At 34.6% G+C, this 14196-nt stretch carries 16 protein-coding genes; 11 read left to right on the top strand and 5 right to left on the bottom strand.

Annotated features, from left to right (window positions below; genetic code table 11):
• Positions 1 to 107 precede the first annotated feature (107 nt).
• Positions 108 to 1262, top strand: a complete 1155-nt coding sequence (locus tag AN959_RS01000; protein WP_056827553.1) for a competence protein CoiA — start codon at positions 108 to 110, stop codon at positions 1260 to 1262.
• Positions 1263 to 1324: 62 nt separating this feature from the next.
• Entirely contained in the window at positions 1325 to 3145 is a 1821-nt protein-coding gene (pepF, locus tag AN959_RS00995; protein ID WP_056827551.1) for an oligoendopeptidase F, read from the top strand.
• A 973-nt stretch (positions 3146 to 4118) separates the two neighbouring features.
• Here the strand turns inward: pepF and AN959_RS00990 are convergent.
• From AN959_RS00990 to AN959_RS00975, 4 genes are all read right to left on the bottom strand, one after another.
• Positions 4119 to 4934, bottom strand: coding sequence for a DsbA family protein (locus AN959_RS00990; RefSeq protein WP_056827549.1), 816 nt, complete (start codon positions 4932 to 4934; stop codon positions 4119 to 4121).
• Positions 4931 to 5329, bottom strand: coding sequence for a globin (locus AN959_RS00985; RefSeq protein WP_056827547.1), 399 nt, complete (start codon positions 5327 to 5329; stop codon positions 4931 to 4933). Before AN959_RS00985 ends, AN959_RS00990 begins: the two co-directional genes overlap by 4 nt.
• A 156-nt stretch (positions 5330 to 5485) precedes the next feature.
• Positions 5486 to 6133 (bottom strand): lytic transglycosylase domain-containing protein, encoded by a 648-nt coding sequence (locus tag AN959_RS00980; protein WP_056827545.1) that lies wholly within the window; start codon positions 6131 to 6133, stop codon positions 5486 to 5488.
• 6 nt (positions 6134 to 6139) lie between these two features.
• Positions 6140 to 6715 (bottom strand): CYTH domain-containing protein, encoded by a 576-nt coding sequence (locus AN959_RS00975; RefSeq protein WP_056827543.1) that lies wholly within the window; start codon positions 6713 to 6715, stop codon positions 6140 to 6142.
• Positions 6716 to 6813: 98 nt separating this feature from the next.
• Here AN959_RS00975 and AN959_RS00970 point away from each other — a divergent pair, with 98 nt between their 5' ends.
• The 6 genes from AN959_RS00970 to AN959_RS00945 all read left to right on the top strand — a co-directional run bounded on the left by AN959_RS00970 (position 6814) and on the right by AN959_RS00945 (position 11601).
• On the top strand, positions 6814 to 7197 hold the full coding sequence (locus AN959_RS00970; protein ID WP_053590228.1) for a hypothetical protein: 384 nt from the start codon (positions 6814 to 6816) through the stop codon (positions 7195 to 7197).
• 28 nt (positions 7198 to 7225) lie between these two features.
• Positions 7226 to 7903 carry a GTP pyrophosphokinase family protein gene (locus tag AN959_RS00965; protein ID WP_053590227.1) on the top strand — a complete coding sequence of 226 codons (678 nt, stop codon included), beginning with the start codon at positions 7226 to 7228 and terminating at the stop codon, positions 7901 to 7903.
• Entirely contained in the window at positions 7903 to 8709 is an 807-nt protein-coding gene (locus AN959_RS00960) for an NAD kinase (protein ID WP_053590226.1), read from the top strand. Before AN959_RS00965 ends, AN959_RS00960 begins: the two co-directional genes overlap by 1 nt.
• The gene (locus AN959_RS00955) at positions 8706 to 9605 is read left to right on the top strand and encodes an RluA family pseudouridine synthase (RefSeq protein WP_056827540.1); all 900 of its coding nucleotides are present in this window, start codon (positions 8706 to 8708) and stop codon (positions 9603 to 9605) included. The genes AN959_RS00960 and AN959_RS00955 overlap by 4 nt, the downstream gene beginning before the upstream one ends.
• A gap of 199 nt (positions 9606 to 9804) precedes the next feature.
• Positions 9805 to 11151 carry a magnesium transporter gene (gene mgtE / locus AN959_RS00950; RefSeq protein WP_231687571.1) on the top strand — a complete coding sequence of 449 codons (1347 nt, stop codon included), beginning with the start codon at positions 9805 to 9807 and terminating at the stop codon, positions 11149 to 11151.
• A 60-nt stretch (positions 11152 to 11211) separates the two neighbouring features.
• Positions 11212 to 11601, top strand: coding sequence for a hypothetical protein (locus tag AN959_RS00945; protein ID WP_056827539.1), 390 nt, complete (start codon positions 11212 to 11214; stop codon positions 11599 to 11601).
• Between the two features lie 100 nt (positions 11602 to 11701).
• Here the strand turns inward: AN959_RS00945 and AN959_RS00940 are convergent, their stop codons facing one another.
• Positions 11702 to 12217, bottom strand: a complete 516-nt coding sequence (locus tag AN959_RS00940; RefSeq protein WP_053590222.1) for a CotY/CotZ family spore coat protein — start codon at positions 12215 to 12217, stop codon at positions 11702 to 11704.
• 129 nt (positions 12218 to 12346) lie between these two features.
• Here AN959_RS00940 and AN959_RS00935 point away from each other — a divergent pair, with 129 nt between their 5' ends.
• Genes AN959_RS00935 through AN959_RS00925 form a run of 3 tightly spaced genes read left to right on the top strand, consistent with a single transcriptional unit; the run spans position 12347 to position 14195 of the window.
• On the top strand, positions 12347 to 12739 hold the full coding sequence (locus AN959_RS00935; RefSeq protein ID WP_056827537.1) for a YhcN/YlaJ family sporulation lipoprotein: 393 nt from the start codon (positions 12347 to 12349) through the stop codon (positions 12737 to 12739).
• Positions 12739 to 13194, top strand: coding sequence for a stage V sporulation protein AC (spoVAC, locus tag AN959_RS00930; protein ID WP_053590220.1), 456 nt, complete (start codon positions 12739 to 12741; stop codon positions 13192 to 13194). Before AN959_RS00935 ends, spoVAC begins: the two co-directional genes overlap by 1 nt.
• Complete coding sequence (locus tag AN959_RS00925) at positions 13188 to 14195, top strand: stage V sporulation protein AD (RefSeq protein ID WP_056827535.1); 1008 nt, start codon at positions 13188 to 13190, stop codon at positions 14193 to 14195. Before spoVAC ends, AN959_RS00925 begins: the two co-directional genes overlap by 7 nt.
• Position 14196: the final 1 nt, after the last annotated feature.

Genomic DNA, 14196 nt, shown 5'->3' with positions numbered 1-14196 from the left:
AAGGTTTTTTTTTATTTGAGAACTATTTTTCTACTAAAGTCTGTACAATACAAAATATTGTATGGACTTGACTTTTTATCTGAATATTCGTAACTTTGAGTGAGGAGGTGTTTAAATTTCTTACCGCAATTACAAAACATGGAAAAATTTTTATGCCAGCGCACTATACAAAAGAACATCTATCGGAATGTAAGAAGCATACAACTTTTTATTGTCTACAATGCAGAGAAGAAGTCATATTAAAAAATGGACAAATTAATATCCCGCATTTTGCTCACAGAAGTAGGTCGGATTGTGTCAGCTCATTTTCTGAAGGAGAAACCGAAGACCATCTAAACGGTAAACTTCAATTGTTTTCATTTTTTCAACAGAAAAAAGTACAAGCTTATTTAGAGGGATATATACCTTCAATTAAACAGAGACCTGATATTTTAATCAAAGACAAAAAGCAGTCCATCGCTATTGAATTTCAATGTAGTCAAATACCTACCTCTCTTTTAATTGATCGGTCAAAAGGCTATAAGAAACAATCCATAACACCATTATGGATACTAAGAACTCCCCCTATGACTGAGCTCCCTATTAATGACATTGGTATCATGAAGTTATCCGCATTTAAAAAACACTTCTTTATTAGATATCCTACTGATGGAAAAACCATTATCACCTACTGTCCCCGTACAAAACAATTTCAATATATTTCAAATATGCTTCATATTAAAGCAAATACTTATATTATCAAAACGAAAAAATTATCTATAAACGATCAAACATGGCCATTTGCGGTTTTAAAGCGCATATCAATGGAAGAATTTCAAAAATATCTTTATCTATATCAAAACCATAGGGTCAAGCATATTAATCACTTGTATTACTATAATAGAAGAGGAATCCAATCTGCCTTTTTACAAGTATGTTATAGATGGAGAATATCTCCATTAAAACTCCCGTTGTTTATTGGAATTCCAACTACCTATGCAGAAGTATTTGGTGTCCATGCAGTGGAATGGCAAATTCAACTTCTTGATTATTTAAAAGAAATAAATGTACCAATTGACTCTGCCAACGTTTCGCATGCTAAGGAATTTATTCGAATCCGACCAATTGGACTAGCGGGAGATGAACAAAAGCTACTAGCGGTAAAAGCTTATATAAATATTTTAAATGAAAGTATGCTTAAAATTGGGGAAGATGGTTATGATGGTCATATCAATTTTCCTAAAATGGTTAAACTATTGTACAGTGATTTTCTTGCATATTAACTAGAAAATTGAGAAAATAAAAAGTGATTCGAAATTCGAAGCAAATGGAAGGGGAGTTCATCATGACTGCAGAAACAAAAAACAAAATCTTATCACGAGAAGAAGTTGATGAGCATTTAACATGGAAATTAGAAGATATTTTTGCTTCTAATGATGTATGGGAAAAGGAGTTCAAGGAAGTTTCAGAGCTATCTAAAAAAGCAGCTTCATACAAAGGAACCATTAATAATGGAGCAGACGCACTATTAGCTGTTTTAAAATATAGAGATGAACTAACGGAACGTTTACGCAAACTATATACGTATGCACATATGCGTCATGATCAAGATACAGCAAATAGCACTTATCAAGCAATGGAGAGCCGTATCAAATCCCTTTTTGTAAAGGTTTCCACTGAATTGTCTTTCTTAGTTCCTGAAATATTATCTATAGATGAAACAATCATTTCGAGTTATTTATCACAGAATAATGACTTGAAATTATACAACCAGTTGTTAGAAGAAATTAATAAGGAACGCCCTCATGTTCTTTCACAAGAACAAGAAGCACTCCTTGCTCAATATTCCGAAATAGCTGGTGCATCTGCCGATACATTTGGTAAATTAAATAATGCTGATTTAGAATTTCCATTTATAAAAGATGAAGATGGTAATGAAATACAACTTACACACGGCAGATATACTCGCTTATTAGAAAGTGAAGATGGAAGAGTACGCGAGGATGCATTCAAAGCGATGTATGACACCTATGGTAAGTTTCGTAATACGTTTGCCTCCACTTTAAGTGGTAATGTGAAAGGGGACAATGTAAACGCAAAGATTAGAAATTATGCGTCTGCTCGTGAAGCTGCAATGTCCCAAAATCATATTCCGGAAAGTGTATACGATAATCTAGTAGGTACGATCAATAAAAATGTGCATTTACTTCATAAATATGTAGGATTACGGAAGAAAGTGTTAGGTGTAGATGAACTTCATATGTGGGATTTATATACACCACTTGTTAAAGAGGTAGATATGGAGTATACGTATGAAGAAGCATGCAATACAATGCTAAAGAGCTTTGAACCACTAGGGGAAGAGTATGTATCCCTAGTGAAAAAAGGATTGGAAAATCGTTGGGTGGACGTTGTAGAAACGAAGGGAAAACGGTCAGGAGCATATTCTTCGGGTTCGTATGGAACAAATCCATTTATATTAATGAACTGGCAAAATAACGTGAATAATTTATTCACGTTAGCTCATGAGTTTGGACATAGTATACACAGTTATTATACTCGAGCAAATCAACCATATGTTTATGGAGATTATTCTATATTCGTTGCAGAGGTTGCATCTACAAGTAATGAAGCATTGTTAAATGATTACTTGTTGAAAACAATTGAAGATCCTAAAAAACGTATATATTTATTAAATCATTGGTTAGAAGGTTTCCGTGGGACAGTTTTCCGTCAAACAATGTTTGCTGAATTTGAGCATATCATTCACAAACTAGATCAAGACGGAGAAGCCCTTACTGCAGATAAGCTGACAGAGGAATATTACAATTTAAACAAAAAGTATTTTGGTGATGAAATTATTATTGATGAGCAAATTGGACTAGAATGGGCACGCATTCCACATTTCTACTACAATTACTATGTGTATCAATATGCAACAGGATTAAGTGCTGCTACTGCGCTTAGCAATCAAATACTGACAGAGGGCAAGCCAGCAGTTGATCGTTATATTAATGAATTTTTAAAAGCTGGATGCTCAGATTATCCAATTGAAGTGTTGAAAAAGGCTGGGGTAGATATGAATACTGCCGCTCCAATTGAGGAAGCATGTCGTGTATTCGAAGAAAAACTAAATGAACTAGAGCAACTGCTTTTAGGAGAATAAGATCGAAAGACTGACATTTTTTATGTCAGTCTTTTTTATAATTAGTCCATTTTTAATGTAGAAAAGATGTTGAACAGACAGAAAGTAATTTATCCGGGTACAAAGTTTTTTATCCGGTCATATTTACGCTTATCCGGACACAATTTTTTCTATCCGGTCAGAAAAAATGCTTATCCGGTCGAATCGGACGGTTTGTCTCAATAATCGGTTGGTTTGTTTCAATAATCGGTAGGTTCGGTTAGATAATCGGATGGTTTGTCTCAATAATCGGTCGGTCCACGTATACAATCAGATGGCTCAGCAAGAATGTTAATAAATATTACTGAAAAACTGAATTTGGCATACTACTTTCATTGAATTGTATCTATTTAATCGATTGTTATCTGATGGTCATCTTTCAGAAGTTATCAGGATGTACGCCCAACACGCCACTGGAGTGAGCAGAATGGAGTCTCGTAAAGTAATGAGGGATTGGACGAAGGAGCGACTTATCCTGCGGGGCGGATGCGTACTGTGCAGCAAGCGCACATCCGTATATTTGGCAGGTGCTGGTTGTGATAACCAATGCGGATAAAGGTATTGTTTAAGTAATTAATAAAGGTTAGACGTCCTATGTATGACGATTTTGTGAAAAGAGTATCTAATATATTGTATTTTTAAAAATGACATGTTAAAGTAAGAGTGTGAAATAAATCACAAGATAACATACACCCCTTTGTTTGAACGTGAACATTTCTCCCATCCCCTTTGTAAAAAGATAAGGCCTTTTCCTCAATTGGAGGAATGGGCTTTTTCTTTTTCCATTATTTTTATGTAAATATAAAGTATAACTTATTATTTAAAGAATCTAATTAAAATGTTGAGGTGTAGTGAATTGGTTCAGACAATTTCACTGCACTCTTTTTGCTAGACCAATTTAAAAAGCAGTCTAACATTCTAGTTTTATAACACTGAAATGTTAGACTGCTTTTATTTATTTTAATTGCCACAAAACGTTGCCCTCTATGAAAACTCTTTCCACCTCTTGTAATAATAGACGTTTTTTCATTTCACGCTCGGCTTGTTGTTCAGATATATTATAATAGCAAGCTATTTCACTAGTTGATAATGAGTGGAACCAGTCAAATAACTTTTCTAGGGTCGGCGGTTGTTGTTTCTTAGGTTCTTCATAAAGCATTTCCGATAATATTTGTACATAAATTTCATAAGGATAAATGCCGGACACTTTAATGCCTTCGTCTTCTATATTTTCGTTGAAGAAAACGATACTTGGAAAAGAAGTTACTTCCATTTCACTTGTTATCGATAAATCATTTTGAAAAGAACGAGCACATTCTTTTGACTGAAAATCATTTGTAAATTCCTTCACATCAATTTTAACCTCATTTGCTAAATCTTGTAGCACAGAGAAGGAGGTTACGTTTCTAGTTTTTAGAAAGAGATGTTCTTGTAGTTTATTAAAATAACGTATTGCTGCTTTTTTTCCTTGAAACTCTGCAGCTTTAACTGCAATTGTAGGGAAAACAGGGTGCTCTATTTCAGATACATCATATTCTGTTTTTAGTATCTGTTCCTTTGGTTTTTTGCAAACAGTGTTCAATTTACTAATTTGAGTACTTAGTACTGTGCGAACTGTAAAATACTGTCCATATTCCACTTGCAATTTCCGAATGATTGGTTGCAAATCCCAACAAGCTGAACAAAGAGGATCAAGAAAAATATACATTTCAATTGGCTTGTTTATTAAAGAATGTGCAATCGTTTCAGCCGGAATTTGTATTCTTGTCACATTTTTTCCTCCTCATGACTCATTTGATTGACCATGTGGTTGGCAGTAAGTACAAGTCTTCTAAAAAAATTATCACGGAACTTTCCTTCTAGACCCACTTTATCCATTGCATCACTCATACAAGCAAGCCAGGCTTCTGCACGTTCGGGTGTGATTGGAAACGGATTATGGCGCATCTTCATCATAGGATGTCCGTGTTCTTCAGTATATAAATTAGGGCCACCTAAATATTGAGTTAAAAATTGTTTCTGTTTTCTTGCAGTTTCTGTTAAATCATTTGGGAAGATTGGCTTCAGCTTAGGATGTTTTGCTACATTACTATAGAATGCATCGACTAACTCTGATAATTTTTCTGCTCCGATTTCATCAAAAGGAAGAATTGGTTTTTCTGTCATCTTTCTGACTCCTTTGCTTAGCTCTATTTATATTCTATCAATCTGCATCAAATATCTCAAACAATTAGACTGTCTCTAAAGTTAGAGCCATAAAAAAACGACCACTAAATGAGGTCGTTTCATTATGCATCATGTAGGGGTCAGTAAAGTGACGAATTAAGCTTGGAAGTAATTCATCACTTTTTTTACGTAGTTTTGCGTCTCTTTATATGGTGGAATACCATCATATTTCTTAACAGCTCCCGGTCCGGCATTATATGCAGCAAGAGCAGTTTCAATATTCCCATCAAATTGGTTAAGCATCTGACGTAAATATTTTGCGCCGCCCATTATGTTGTCTAAAGGATCCAAAATGTTAGTTACTCCTAAATATTTTGCAGTACCAGGCATTAATTGCATTAATCCAGAAGCACCTGCCGTACTTACAGCATTGGCGTTAAAATTCGATTCTTGTTTAATGACGGATGAAATAAGCTTTTCAGGTAAATTGTATTTTGAAGCAGCTTGTTGAATAATTTTATCATAATTAGAAGAAGCAACGCCTTGTGATGTGAAAGACGATAAAGTTGTTGCTAGACTGTCATTTTGAATAGAAATACTTGATGGAATAAATACTGGAGCATTCCCATTATAAAAAAGAGAGTTAGCAGTTTTGGAATTCGCAGTACTTCCGCTATCTTGAAGTACTTCTCCAAGTAGGTCTGAAAACAAGGAAGAATTACTAGAGTTTTGAGAACTTTGTACTGATCCTAGGGTTTGCATAGCATTAATTTCTAATAATGTTTTTAATGATTGTATATCCACAAGGTGTCAACCTTTCAAGGTATGATTATAGTTTATTAGTCGTGCAATCTTTTTATCGGCACTTCTTATGGGTATCTGAAGCGATTCCAATAAATTTACAAATACTTTTTTTCCATTTTCGACATTATCACACTCATATTCTACTTCAAAATCTTCTGTTTGACTATAAAGTGAATGATCAAAAAAGAGCATTCCATTTTCAAAGGTTTTATTAGCCCGATTAGTTTGCATACTTCCTATGCAAGTGAGAGTTCCTTCATTCTTTATTTGATTTATAATTGGAATATCTGGAAAATGGAGGTTCTGCAAAATCTCTTCTTTTTCACTATCCGTTAGTAGATATGTTGTTTCGTTCATAATATGCTCTTTCTCAGGAACTTTTAATGTGAGTTCATTTTTATTGTCCATCACTCGCAAGCGAAAGCCCATTTTCTTTTCTTTAAAATAATTACTTGAGGTATCAAAATAGTAATTAGTTTGTGTATAGAAATCATCTGAGTCTACTTGAAAGTGAGCGAGCATTTGTTCGAATTCATCTTTAGTCAATAAGTTTTTAAATTCGATTTCTTTTTCAGTATGCATGAATTCACAACCTTTCTTATTATTTCTATTATAGACGCTTTGCAACGACATTCAATATGATAAAATAGGGGAAGAATGGATAGAGAGGAAGATATACTTTGCCTATTACTTATAATGTGCACAGTGGTGTGCAATTAGAAAATGATATCAGATTTATTTTAGATGACAATCCAATAAATCCACAAATAAAAGCAGGCGGTCAAATGATAACGGATTCAGATTCGTTAGCATTTGTTTATTTACTAGAAGATGAAACAGGATATCATTATGTTAAGTTTGGACAAGATGTATGGCCGCTTTTAGTTACTACATTAAAAGCAACAAAAGATCCAACTTTGCAATATGGTGAGGATGAATTAGTGTTAGATATGTTTCGAGAAGAACTTGAGATGCTAATTTTCAATATCGAAGGAAATGAAAACTATGGTGTTGAATTTTCAAGTGCGGTAGAGGAAGCATTTAACGAGATTCTTAAAGCATAGAAAGTCATGTGGAGTGGAGGTCACGCTTATGGGGCAGTGGGAACGTTTTTTAGAGCCGTACAAGCAAGCAGTTTCAGAGCTGAAAATTAAGCTAAAGGGAATGCGTACACAATATGAAATAGAAAATATAAATTCCCCGATTGAATTTGTAACTGGACGGGTTAAACCATTAGCAAGTATATATGATAAATCGTTAGAAAAAGGAATTGTATTCGTGCCTTCTGATGTATTAGCGAAAGAAATACCCGATATTGCAGGGGTCAGGATGATGTGTCAATTTGTAGATGATATTGAAACTGTCGTTAATTTATTACGTGCACGGAATGACTTAACAATTGTAGAAGAACGAGACTATATTTCTCATAAAAAACAAAGTGGATATAGATCGTATCACATGATAATTGAATACCCAGTTCAAACAATCCATGGAGAAATAAACATATTAGCTGAAATTCAAATTCGTACGCTTGCAATGAATTTTTGGGCATCTATTGAGCATTCTTTAAACTATAAATACAAAGGCGTATTTCCTGAAGAAATTAAAAAAAGATTACAATACGCAGCAGAAGCGGCCTTTCGCTTAGATGAAGAAATGTCCTTAATCAGAGGAGAAATTCAAGAAGCTCAAAAATATTTTAGCGAAATAAAAGAATTGTCCAATCCAAAACTACATCTAAACCAAACAGAAGAGAGGTCTCGTGAATAATGAAATTTTTCATACAGTCTCGAAATGATGATCTTTCCAATAAGTTAATGGAAGATGCAAAATTGTATCTAGTGGATTTCGGTCTTACATTTGATGAAGAAAATCCTGATATCGTTTTATCCATTGGTGGTGACGGAACATTATTACATGCTTTTCATAAGTATAAGCACTTAACATCTTCCGTAGCTTTTGTTGGTATTCATACTGGACATTTAGGATTTTACGCGGATTGGAAACCGGTTGAAATTGAAAAGTTAGTTATTAGTATTGCTAAGAAAGAATACGATGTAATAGAATATCCATTACTGGAAGTTACGATTAACTATCGTCATGAAGAAGATAGCTCGGTTTATTTAGCGGTGAATGAATCAACCGTAAAATCTCCTGACGTTACTTTAGTAATGGACGTAGAGCTAAACGGTATGCACTTCGAACGTTTTAGAGGTGATGGATTGTGTATGTCTACTCCATCTGGAAGTACGGCATATAACAAAGCACTTGGTGGTGCTATCGTTCATCCTTCATTAGAGGCGATGCAATTAGCAGAAATTGCTTCTATTAATAACCGTGTTTTCCGTACGGTTGGTTCACCCCTTGTATTACCGAAGCATCATTCGTGTTTATTAAAACCAGTAAAAGGTCCAGATTTTATGGTAACAGTAGATCATTTGCAACTTTTGCATAAAGATGTTCAATCTATTATGTATCGAGTTGCCAATGAAAAAATACGTTTTGCTCGTTTTCGTTCATTTCCATTTTGGCAACGTGTGCATGATTCGTTTATTGATAGTGATTTGAAAGAATGAAAAACACAAAATTAACGCTAACATTTACAATGAAGGAAAATCATATACTACTTAGAGATGCAATCAGAAAGTATGGTATTTCAAAAAAAGCTTTGACGAGTATTAAATATGAAGGTGGAAAAATTTTAGTTAATGGGGAAGAAAAGACTGTAAGACATGAACTAAAAGTTGGAGATGTTGTATCCCTTATTTTTCCAGAAGAGAAAAAAAGTGAGGGACTTATCCCTGAATTTGGTGACTTTCCAATTCTTTTTGAAGATGATCATATACTAATAATTTTAAAAGAAGCAGGAATAAGTACAATTCCTTCTAGAGAGCATCCAAATGGAACGATAGCCAATAAAGTTGCAGGCTATTATCAATCAAAAGGAATTGCTTCTACAGTTCATATTGTTACAAGATTAGATAAGGATACTTCAGGAATTATTTGTATTGCTAAGCATAGACATGCTCATCATTTGTTAAGTGAAATGCAAAAAACAGGTTCGATTTATAGGACATATGAAGCGATTGTGCATGGACATGTGATGGAAGATTCTTTTACAATTGAAGCACCAATAGGTCGTAAAAATGGGAGTATCATTGAACGAATCATTACTTCAGAAGGTAAGTATGCAAAAACAACGGTCCAAGTAATTAAGCGTTTTACATTTCAAGAAGAAAATATTACCCATGTGCGATTAAATCTTCATACTGGGCGAACACATCAAATTCGAGTACATATGATGTCAATTGGTCATCCATTGATTGGCGATGATTTGTATGGAGGGAGTCGATTTCTAATTGATCGACAAGCGTTACATGCAAAGTCGATAAAGTTAATTCATCCCTTTACAAAAGAAAATCTTCTTATAGAAGCGCCTTTCCCTAAAGATATGTATCAAATTGTATTATAAATCCCTTTATTTTACCTGTCTAAAAGGTATTATGGAGGGATTTGTTTTATTATATATTAAATTAGTTTTAAGATAATTTCCCAGGGAATAATTTTATAAAACATACTTTACGGATGTTGCTTAATATCTTTAAACCTCATACAATGAATAAGGATAACCGCAGAAAGGAGTGAGAAATGTGAAAGAAGAATTGAATCCAATTGCATTAGAAGAATCCCAGTTAATTGACATTCTCTCAAATGATTTAATGGATGAGTTCAGGGATGAATTTATGCAACTTCACCCATATGATCAATCGTTATTTTTTGAGAAGGTGGAGCCTGAAATAAGGAAGAAAATATATCACTATCTCTCTCCAAAGGAATTGGCGGAAATTTTTGAAGCGACTAAGTTCGAAGAGGAACAATATGAATTTTATTTAAAAGAAATGGACACCACATACGCTGCAGACATGCTCTCTTATATGTATGCAGATAATGCTGTTGACGTCTTGAACGAATTAGGGAAAGACCAAGTAGCGAGTTATTTAAGTATTATGGACGAAGAATCTGCACAAGAAATTAAAGAGCTTCTCCATTATGAAGAATATACTGCGGGTTCTATCATGACTACTGAATATGTAGCAATTCCAGAATCATCTACATGTAGATCAGCGATGACAATTTTGCGAAATGAGGCTCCAAACGCCGAAACAATTTATTATTTATTTGTCGTAAATGATTCCCATAAATTGACAGGGGTTATATCTCTTCGTGATTTAATCATAGCTGATGAAGATACATTGATTAAAGAAATAATGAATGAACGTGTCGTTAGTGTTTTAGTAAGTGAAGATCAAGAAGAGGTTGCTCGTACTATAAAAGATTATGATTTTCTTGCAGTACCAGTAGTAGATTTTGAACAACATCTACTTGGAATTATTACTGTCGATGATGTCATAGATGTATTAGATGAAGAAGCTTCTGACGATTATTCTAAACTTGCCGGAGTTTCTGATATGGATACATTTGACAAAAGTCCTTTCACTGCTGCTAAGAAGAGATTACCTTGGCTTATCGTATTATTATTTTTAGGTATGATGACAGCAAATTTAATGAGTATTTTTACAGAAACTTTGGAACAGGTTGCATTGCTTGCTGTTTTTATTCCGCTAATAGCAGGTACTGCAGGCAATAGTGGAACACAAGCATTAGCTGTTGCCATTAGAGGTATTGCAACAGGAGATATTGAAGAAGAAAGCAAATTTAAAATATTACTACGGGAAGCTGGAACGGGACTAATAACTGGTCTATTATGTGGTTTGATAGTGGTAGGCATAGTTTTCTTTTGGAAACATGACTTATTAATAGGATTACTAGTTGGAGCTGCAATTTTTGGGTCTATTTTTGTCGCTACACTTGGAGGTTCATTTATTCCTTTGCTGATCCATCGAATGAAAATCGATCCTGCTGTTGCATCTGGTCCGTTTATTACTACGATTAATGACGTAGTAAGTATTTTAATCTATCTTGGACTTGCTACATTATTTATTTCCTCCTTATCGTGAGAAGGTATTTTCACCATTTCATCTAATGAAGCATAAATTAAAGCAAAAAAGGATGTGTCTGTGAACTCTTTCAATGATCCTTTATTATTTATAAAAGCACCGCCTGTATTCCATTTACCACCAAACGTTAAAGTTAGCGTACCGGTGGAAGTCCAAATGGATGCTGTAGAAGAAGTCCAAGATGAAAGTACTTCCATATACGAAATTAGAACAACAATGTCAAAAAAAACACTTGCTATATTAGAAAAATTGCACTTTCTTTCTAAGCCGTTTCAACGAAAAGCGTATCGGCCACTAGTTTTTCATATGGAAGGTGGTATATACCTTCAAGGTGAGGTAGTAGATGTAGATGATGATGTAGTGACTTTAATAATTGGAGAAGGTGAAATTGTTACTTACCCAGTAAATAAAGTAGAAAAAATAGTGTGGCGTGGCGTAGAAATGAAATGAACAAAAAAACTATCCTATGAAGGGTAGTTTTTTTTCTGTATAAACGATAAAACCGTTCGGGATATCCCGAACGGAGTAGACATTGCGAGGAGGAAACTAATCAGTCACATACATCTAAAAATACGTCCGCTATACATTCGATTGCACAGAAACAATTTAAATCGACTGTTACACAGCTACCAGTCAATCTCCAATTACGAACTTTACAAATTTGTCTTAAGTCGATTTTTGTACCATCATCATTTAACAAATCAACTTCATTTCTTTCTCTATCTAGCGGTTCTAATACACGTAATGTTGCGCAGCATGTATCAAAAATATCTTCCACTCGGAAAAATACGGAGAAACAATCATTATCGCATCTATCTCTATCTCGGAAAAATGCTTTGAATGGAGTACCGTCTTTATTCAAAAGCATAAATACACGTGTGTCCGCTTGGTTACGTGCTGGACTAACGATACCACCTAGTGGTTCTAAGAAACAACTTGTTGGACATCCTGGACAATCGTCACGTGTTGCTTGATCTTGAATATCTTTGATTGCACGAACAACGTCACAAACACAGCCTTCATTTCTTCTTACATCTGCAATATCTTCAACTCTTCCACAACCCATTGATTTCACCTCCTCTTCTCTATCTAACTTATGTAGCTTCTTCATAAAGGTTAGGGCAAATATCTCAAATGCTCTTCGTATATTTCTTTTTCTCATGCTCATACTACTCGAAAAGGGGCCATGAATCCTATGCATAAAATTATTACTGTCCTTCTGCTGTTTTTTCTCTTAAGTGCATGTTCTGATGAATCTGTGCACATCGTTTATCCTTCTAATACTTCACCTGAGATAGAGGAAGAAATAAAACACCATGATTCGGTCAAAGGATTTCAGAGTGTTACTGACAATAATAATGTGTTAGTGGCAATCGACATAAAAAGAATGAGTAGGTTCAATAAAGAAAAAATAGAAAAAAAAATAACAAAAGAATTAGAGAAAAAATTTCCGGAGAAAGAAGTGCTAGTCACAGGTGATTTAAAAGTAAAATGGGAAATTGAAAAAATAATTGACCAGAAATTAAAATCCGAAAAGCTAACCAAATCAATTGAAGAAATAAAATCTTTATCAAAGGAAGAGACATAATGGATCAAAAACAATTCGAAAAAATAGTAGATAATCAAACACCGAAAACACCACTTTTTATGAATATGTTAAAAGCGTTTTTAGTTGGGGGCATTATTTGTGCTATTGGACAGCTTATTACTTTTTTTTATATTCGTTTTTTTCCATTTACAGAGAAAACAGCAGGAAACCCAACTGTAGCAACTTTGGTTTTTATTGCAATGATCCTAACGGGTACAGGACTATATAAAAAGATTGCTCAAATAGGTGGAGCGGGATCGGCTGTTCCAGTAACTGGCTTTGGAAATGCTGTAATATCTGCTTCTTTAGAACACAAAACAGAAGGGTACGTATTAGGTGTCGGTGGAAATATGTTTAAACTAGCCGGCTCTGTTATTGTTTTTGGTGTACTTTCCGCTTTTATAGTAGCCTTGATTAAAACAATTTTAGTTAAAATGGGAGTGCTCTCATGGTAATAAAGTCTGGGACAATACAATTTAAAGAAAATCCAAGTATAGCAAGTACGGGTGTTGTGGTAGGTCCTACGGAAAAGAAGAGTACTTTTGCTGAATCATTTGATGAAGTTCTTCTTTTAGAGAATGAAAAAGGTGAAACATTTGAACAAGCGCATACCCATTTTATCGAAAAAGCTTGTAAAGAAACTTTGAGAAAAGGGCATGAAAAGCTTGAAAATGTAGATGTATTTATTGGAGGAGACCTAGTAAATCAACTTTCCCCTACTAATTTTGCTGCTCGCGAGTTAGCGATTCCATTTTTAGGTGTTTTTTCCGCATGCGCAAGTTCTGTAGAATCAGTTATTTTGGGAAGTCTTCTACTGGAATCAGGAAATGCAAAATCTGTACTTGCTGGTGCCTCTAGCCATCATCCGAGCGTGGAGAGACAGTTTAGATATCCTCTTGAATATGGAGCACAAAGACCTGGAACATCTCAATGGACTGTCACTGCAGCAGGTTTTGCACTACTACAAAAGCATGCAAAAAATGCCCCTATTATTACGCACGCCACCATTGGAAGAGTAGTGGATGGTGGACAAAAGAACCCACTTTTTATGGGAGCTGCAATGGCACCAGCCGCAAGAGATACAATTGAAAGGCATTTAACGAATACAAATAGTAGGATGGCAGATTATGACGTAATTATGACCGGTGATTTAGGGAAAATAGGTTTGTCTATATTAAAAGAAATGTTTCAAGATGAAAATAGTGGAGTAATCCTACAAGACGCTGGTGCACAATTTTATGGTGAAGATGAATTTTTTAAGGCTGGAGCAAGTGGTGCAGGATGCTCTGCTGCTGTTTATTTCAGTTATGTATTTAATCAATTAAAAAGCGGTGTATACAAACGGGTATTACTAGTCGCAACTGGCGCATTATTATCGCCATTAACTTTTCAACAAGGTGAAACAATCCCTTGTATTGCTCATGCCATTGAATGTCGTATGGAGAAAAGAGGATAAA

Source organism: Psychrobacillus sp. FJAT-21963, from assembly GCF_001420585.1.
Lineage (GTDB): Bacteria > Bacillota > Bacilli > Bacillales_A > Planococcaceae > Psychrobacillus.
Note: the sequence above shows the minus strand (reverse complement) of the source record. Positions and strands in the feature narration are given on the sequence as shown.

Coding starts and splice junctions, on each gene's coding strand:
- pepF (WP_056827551.1), top strand. CDS start 1,325: ATGACTGCAGAAACAAAAAACAAAATCTTATCACGAGAAGAAGTTGAT.
- AN959_RS00985 (WP_056827547.1), bottom strand. CDS start 5,329: ATGACAGAAAAACCAATTCTTCCTTTTGATGAAATCGGAGCAGAAAAA.
- AN959_RS00975 (WP_056827543.1), bottom strand. CDS start 6,715: ATGCATACTGAAAAAGAAATCGAATTTAAAAACTTATTGACTAAAGAT.
- AN959_RS00965 (WP_053590227.1), top strand. CDS start 7,226: ATGGGGCAGTGGGAACGTTTTTTAGAGCCGTACAAGCAAGCAGTTTCA.
- AN959_RS00960 (WP_053590226.1), top strand. CDS start 7,903: ATGAAATTTTTCATACAGTCTCGAAATGATGATCTTTCCAATAAGTTA.
- AN959_RS00955 (WP_056827540.1), top strand. CDS start 8,706: ATGAAAAACACAAAATTAACGCTAACATTTACAATGAAGGAAAATCAT.
- AN959_RS00940 (WP_053590222.1), bottom strand. CDS start 12,217: ATGGGTTGTGGAAGAGTTGAAGATATTGCAGATGTAAGAAGAAATGAA.
- AN959_RS00935 (WP_056827537.1), top strand. CDS start 12,347: ATGCATAAAATTATTACTGTCCTTCTGCTGTTTTTTCTCTTAAGTGCA.
- spoVAC (WP_053590220.1), top strand. CDS start 12,739: ATGGATCAAAAACAATTCGAAAAAATAGTAGATAATCAAACACCGAAA.
- AN959_RS00925 (WP_056827535.1), top strand. CDS start 13,188: ATGGTAATAAAGTCTGGGACAATACAATTTAAAGAAAATCCAAGTATA.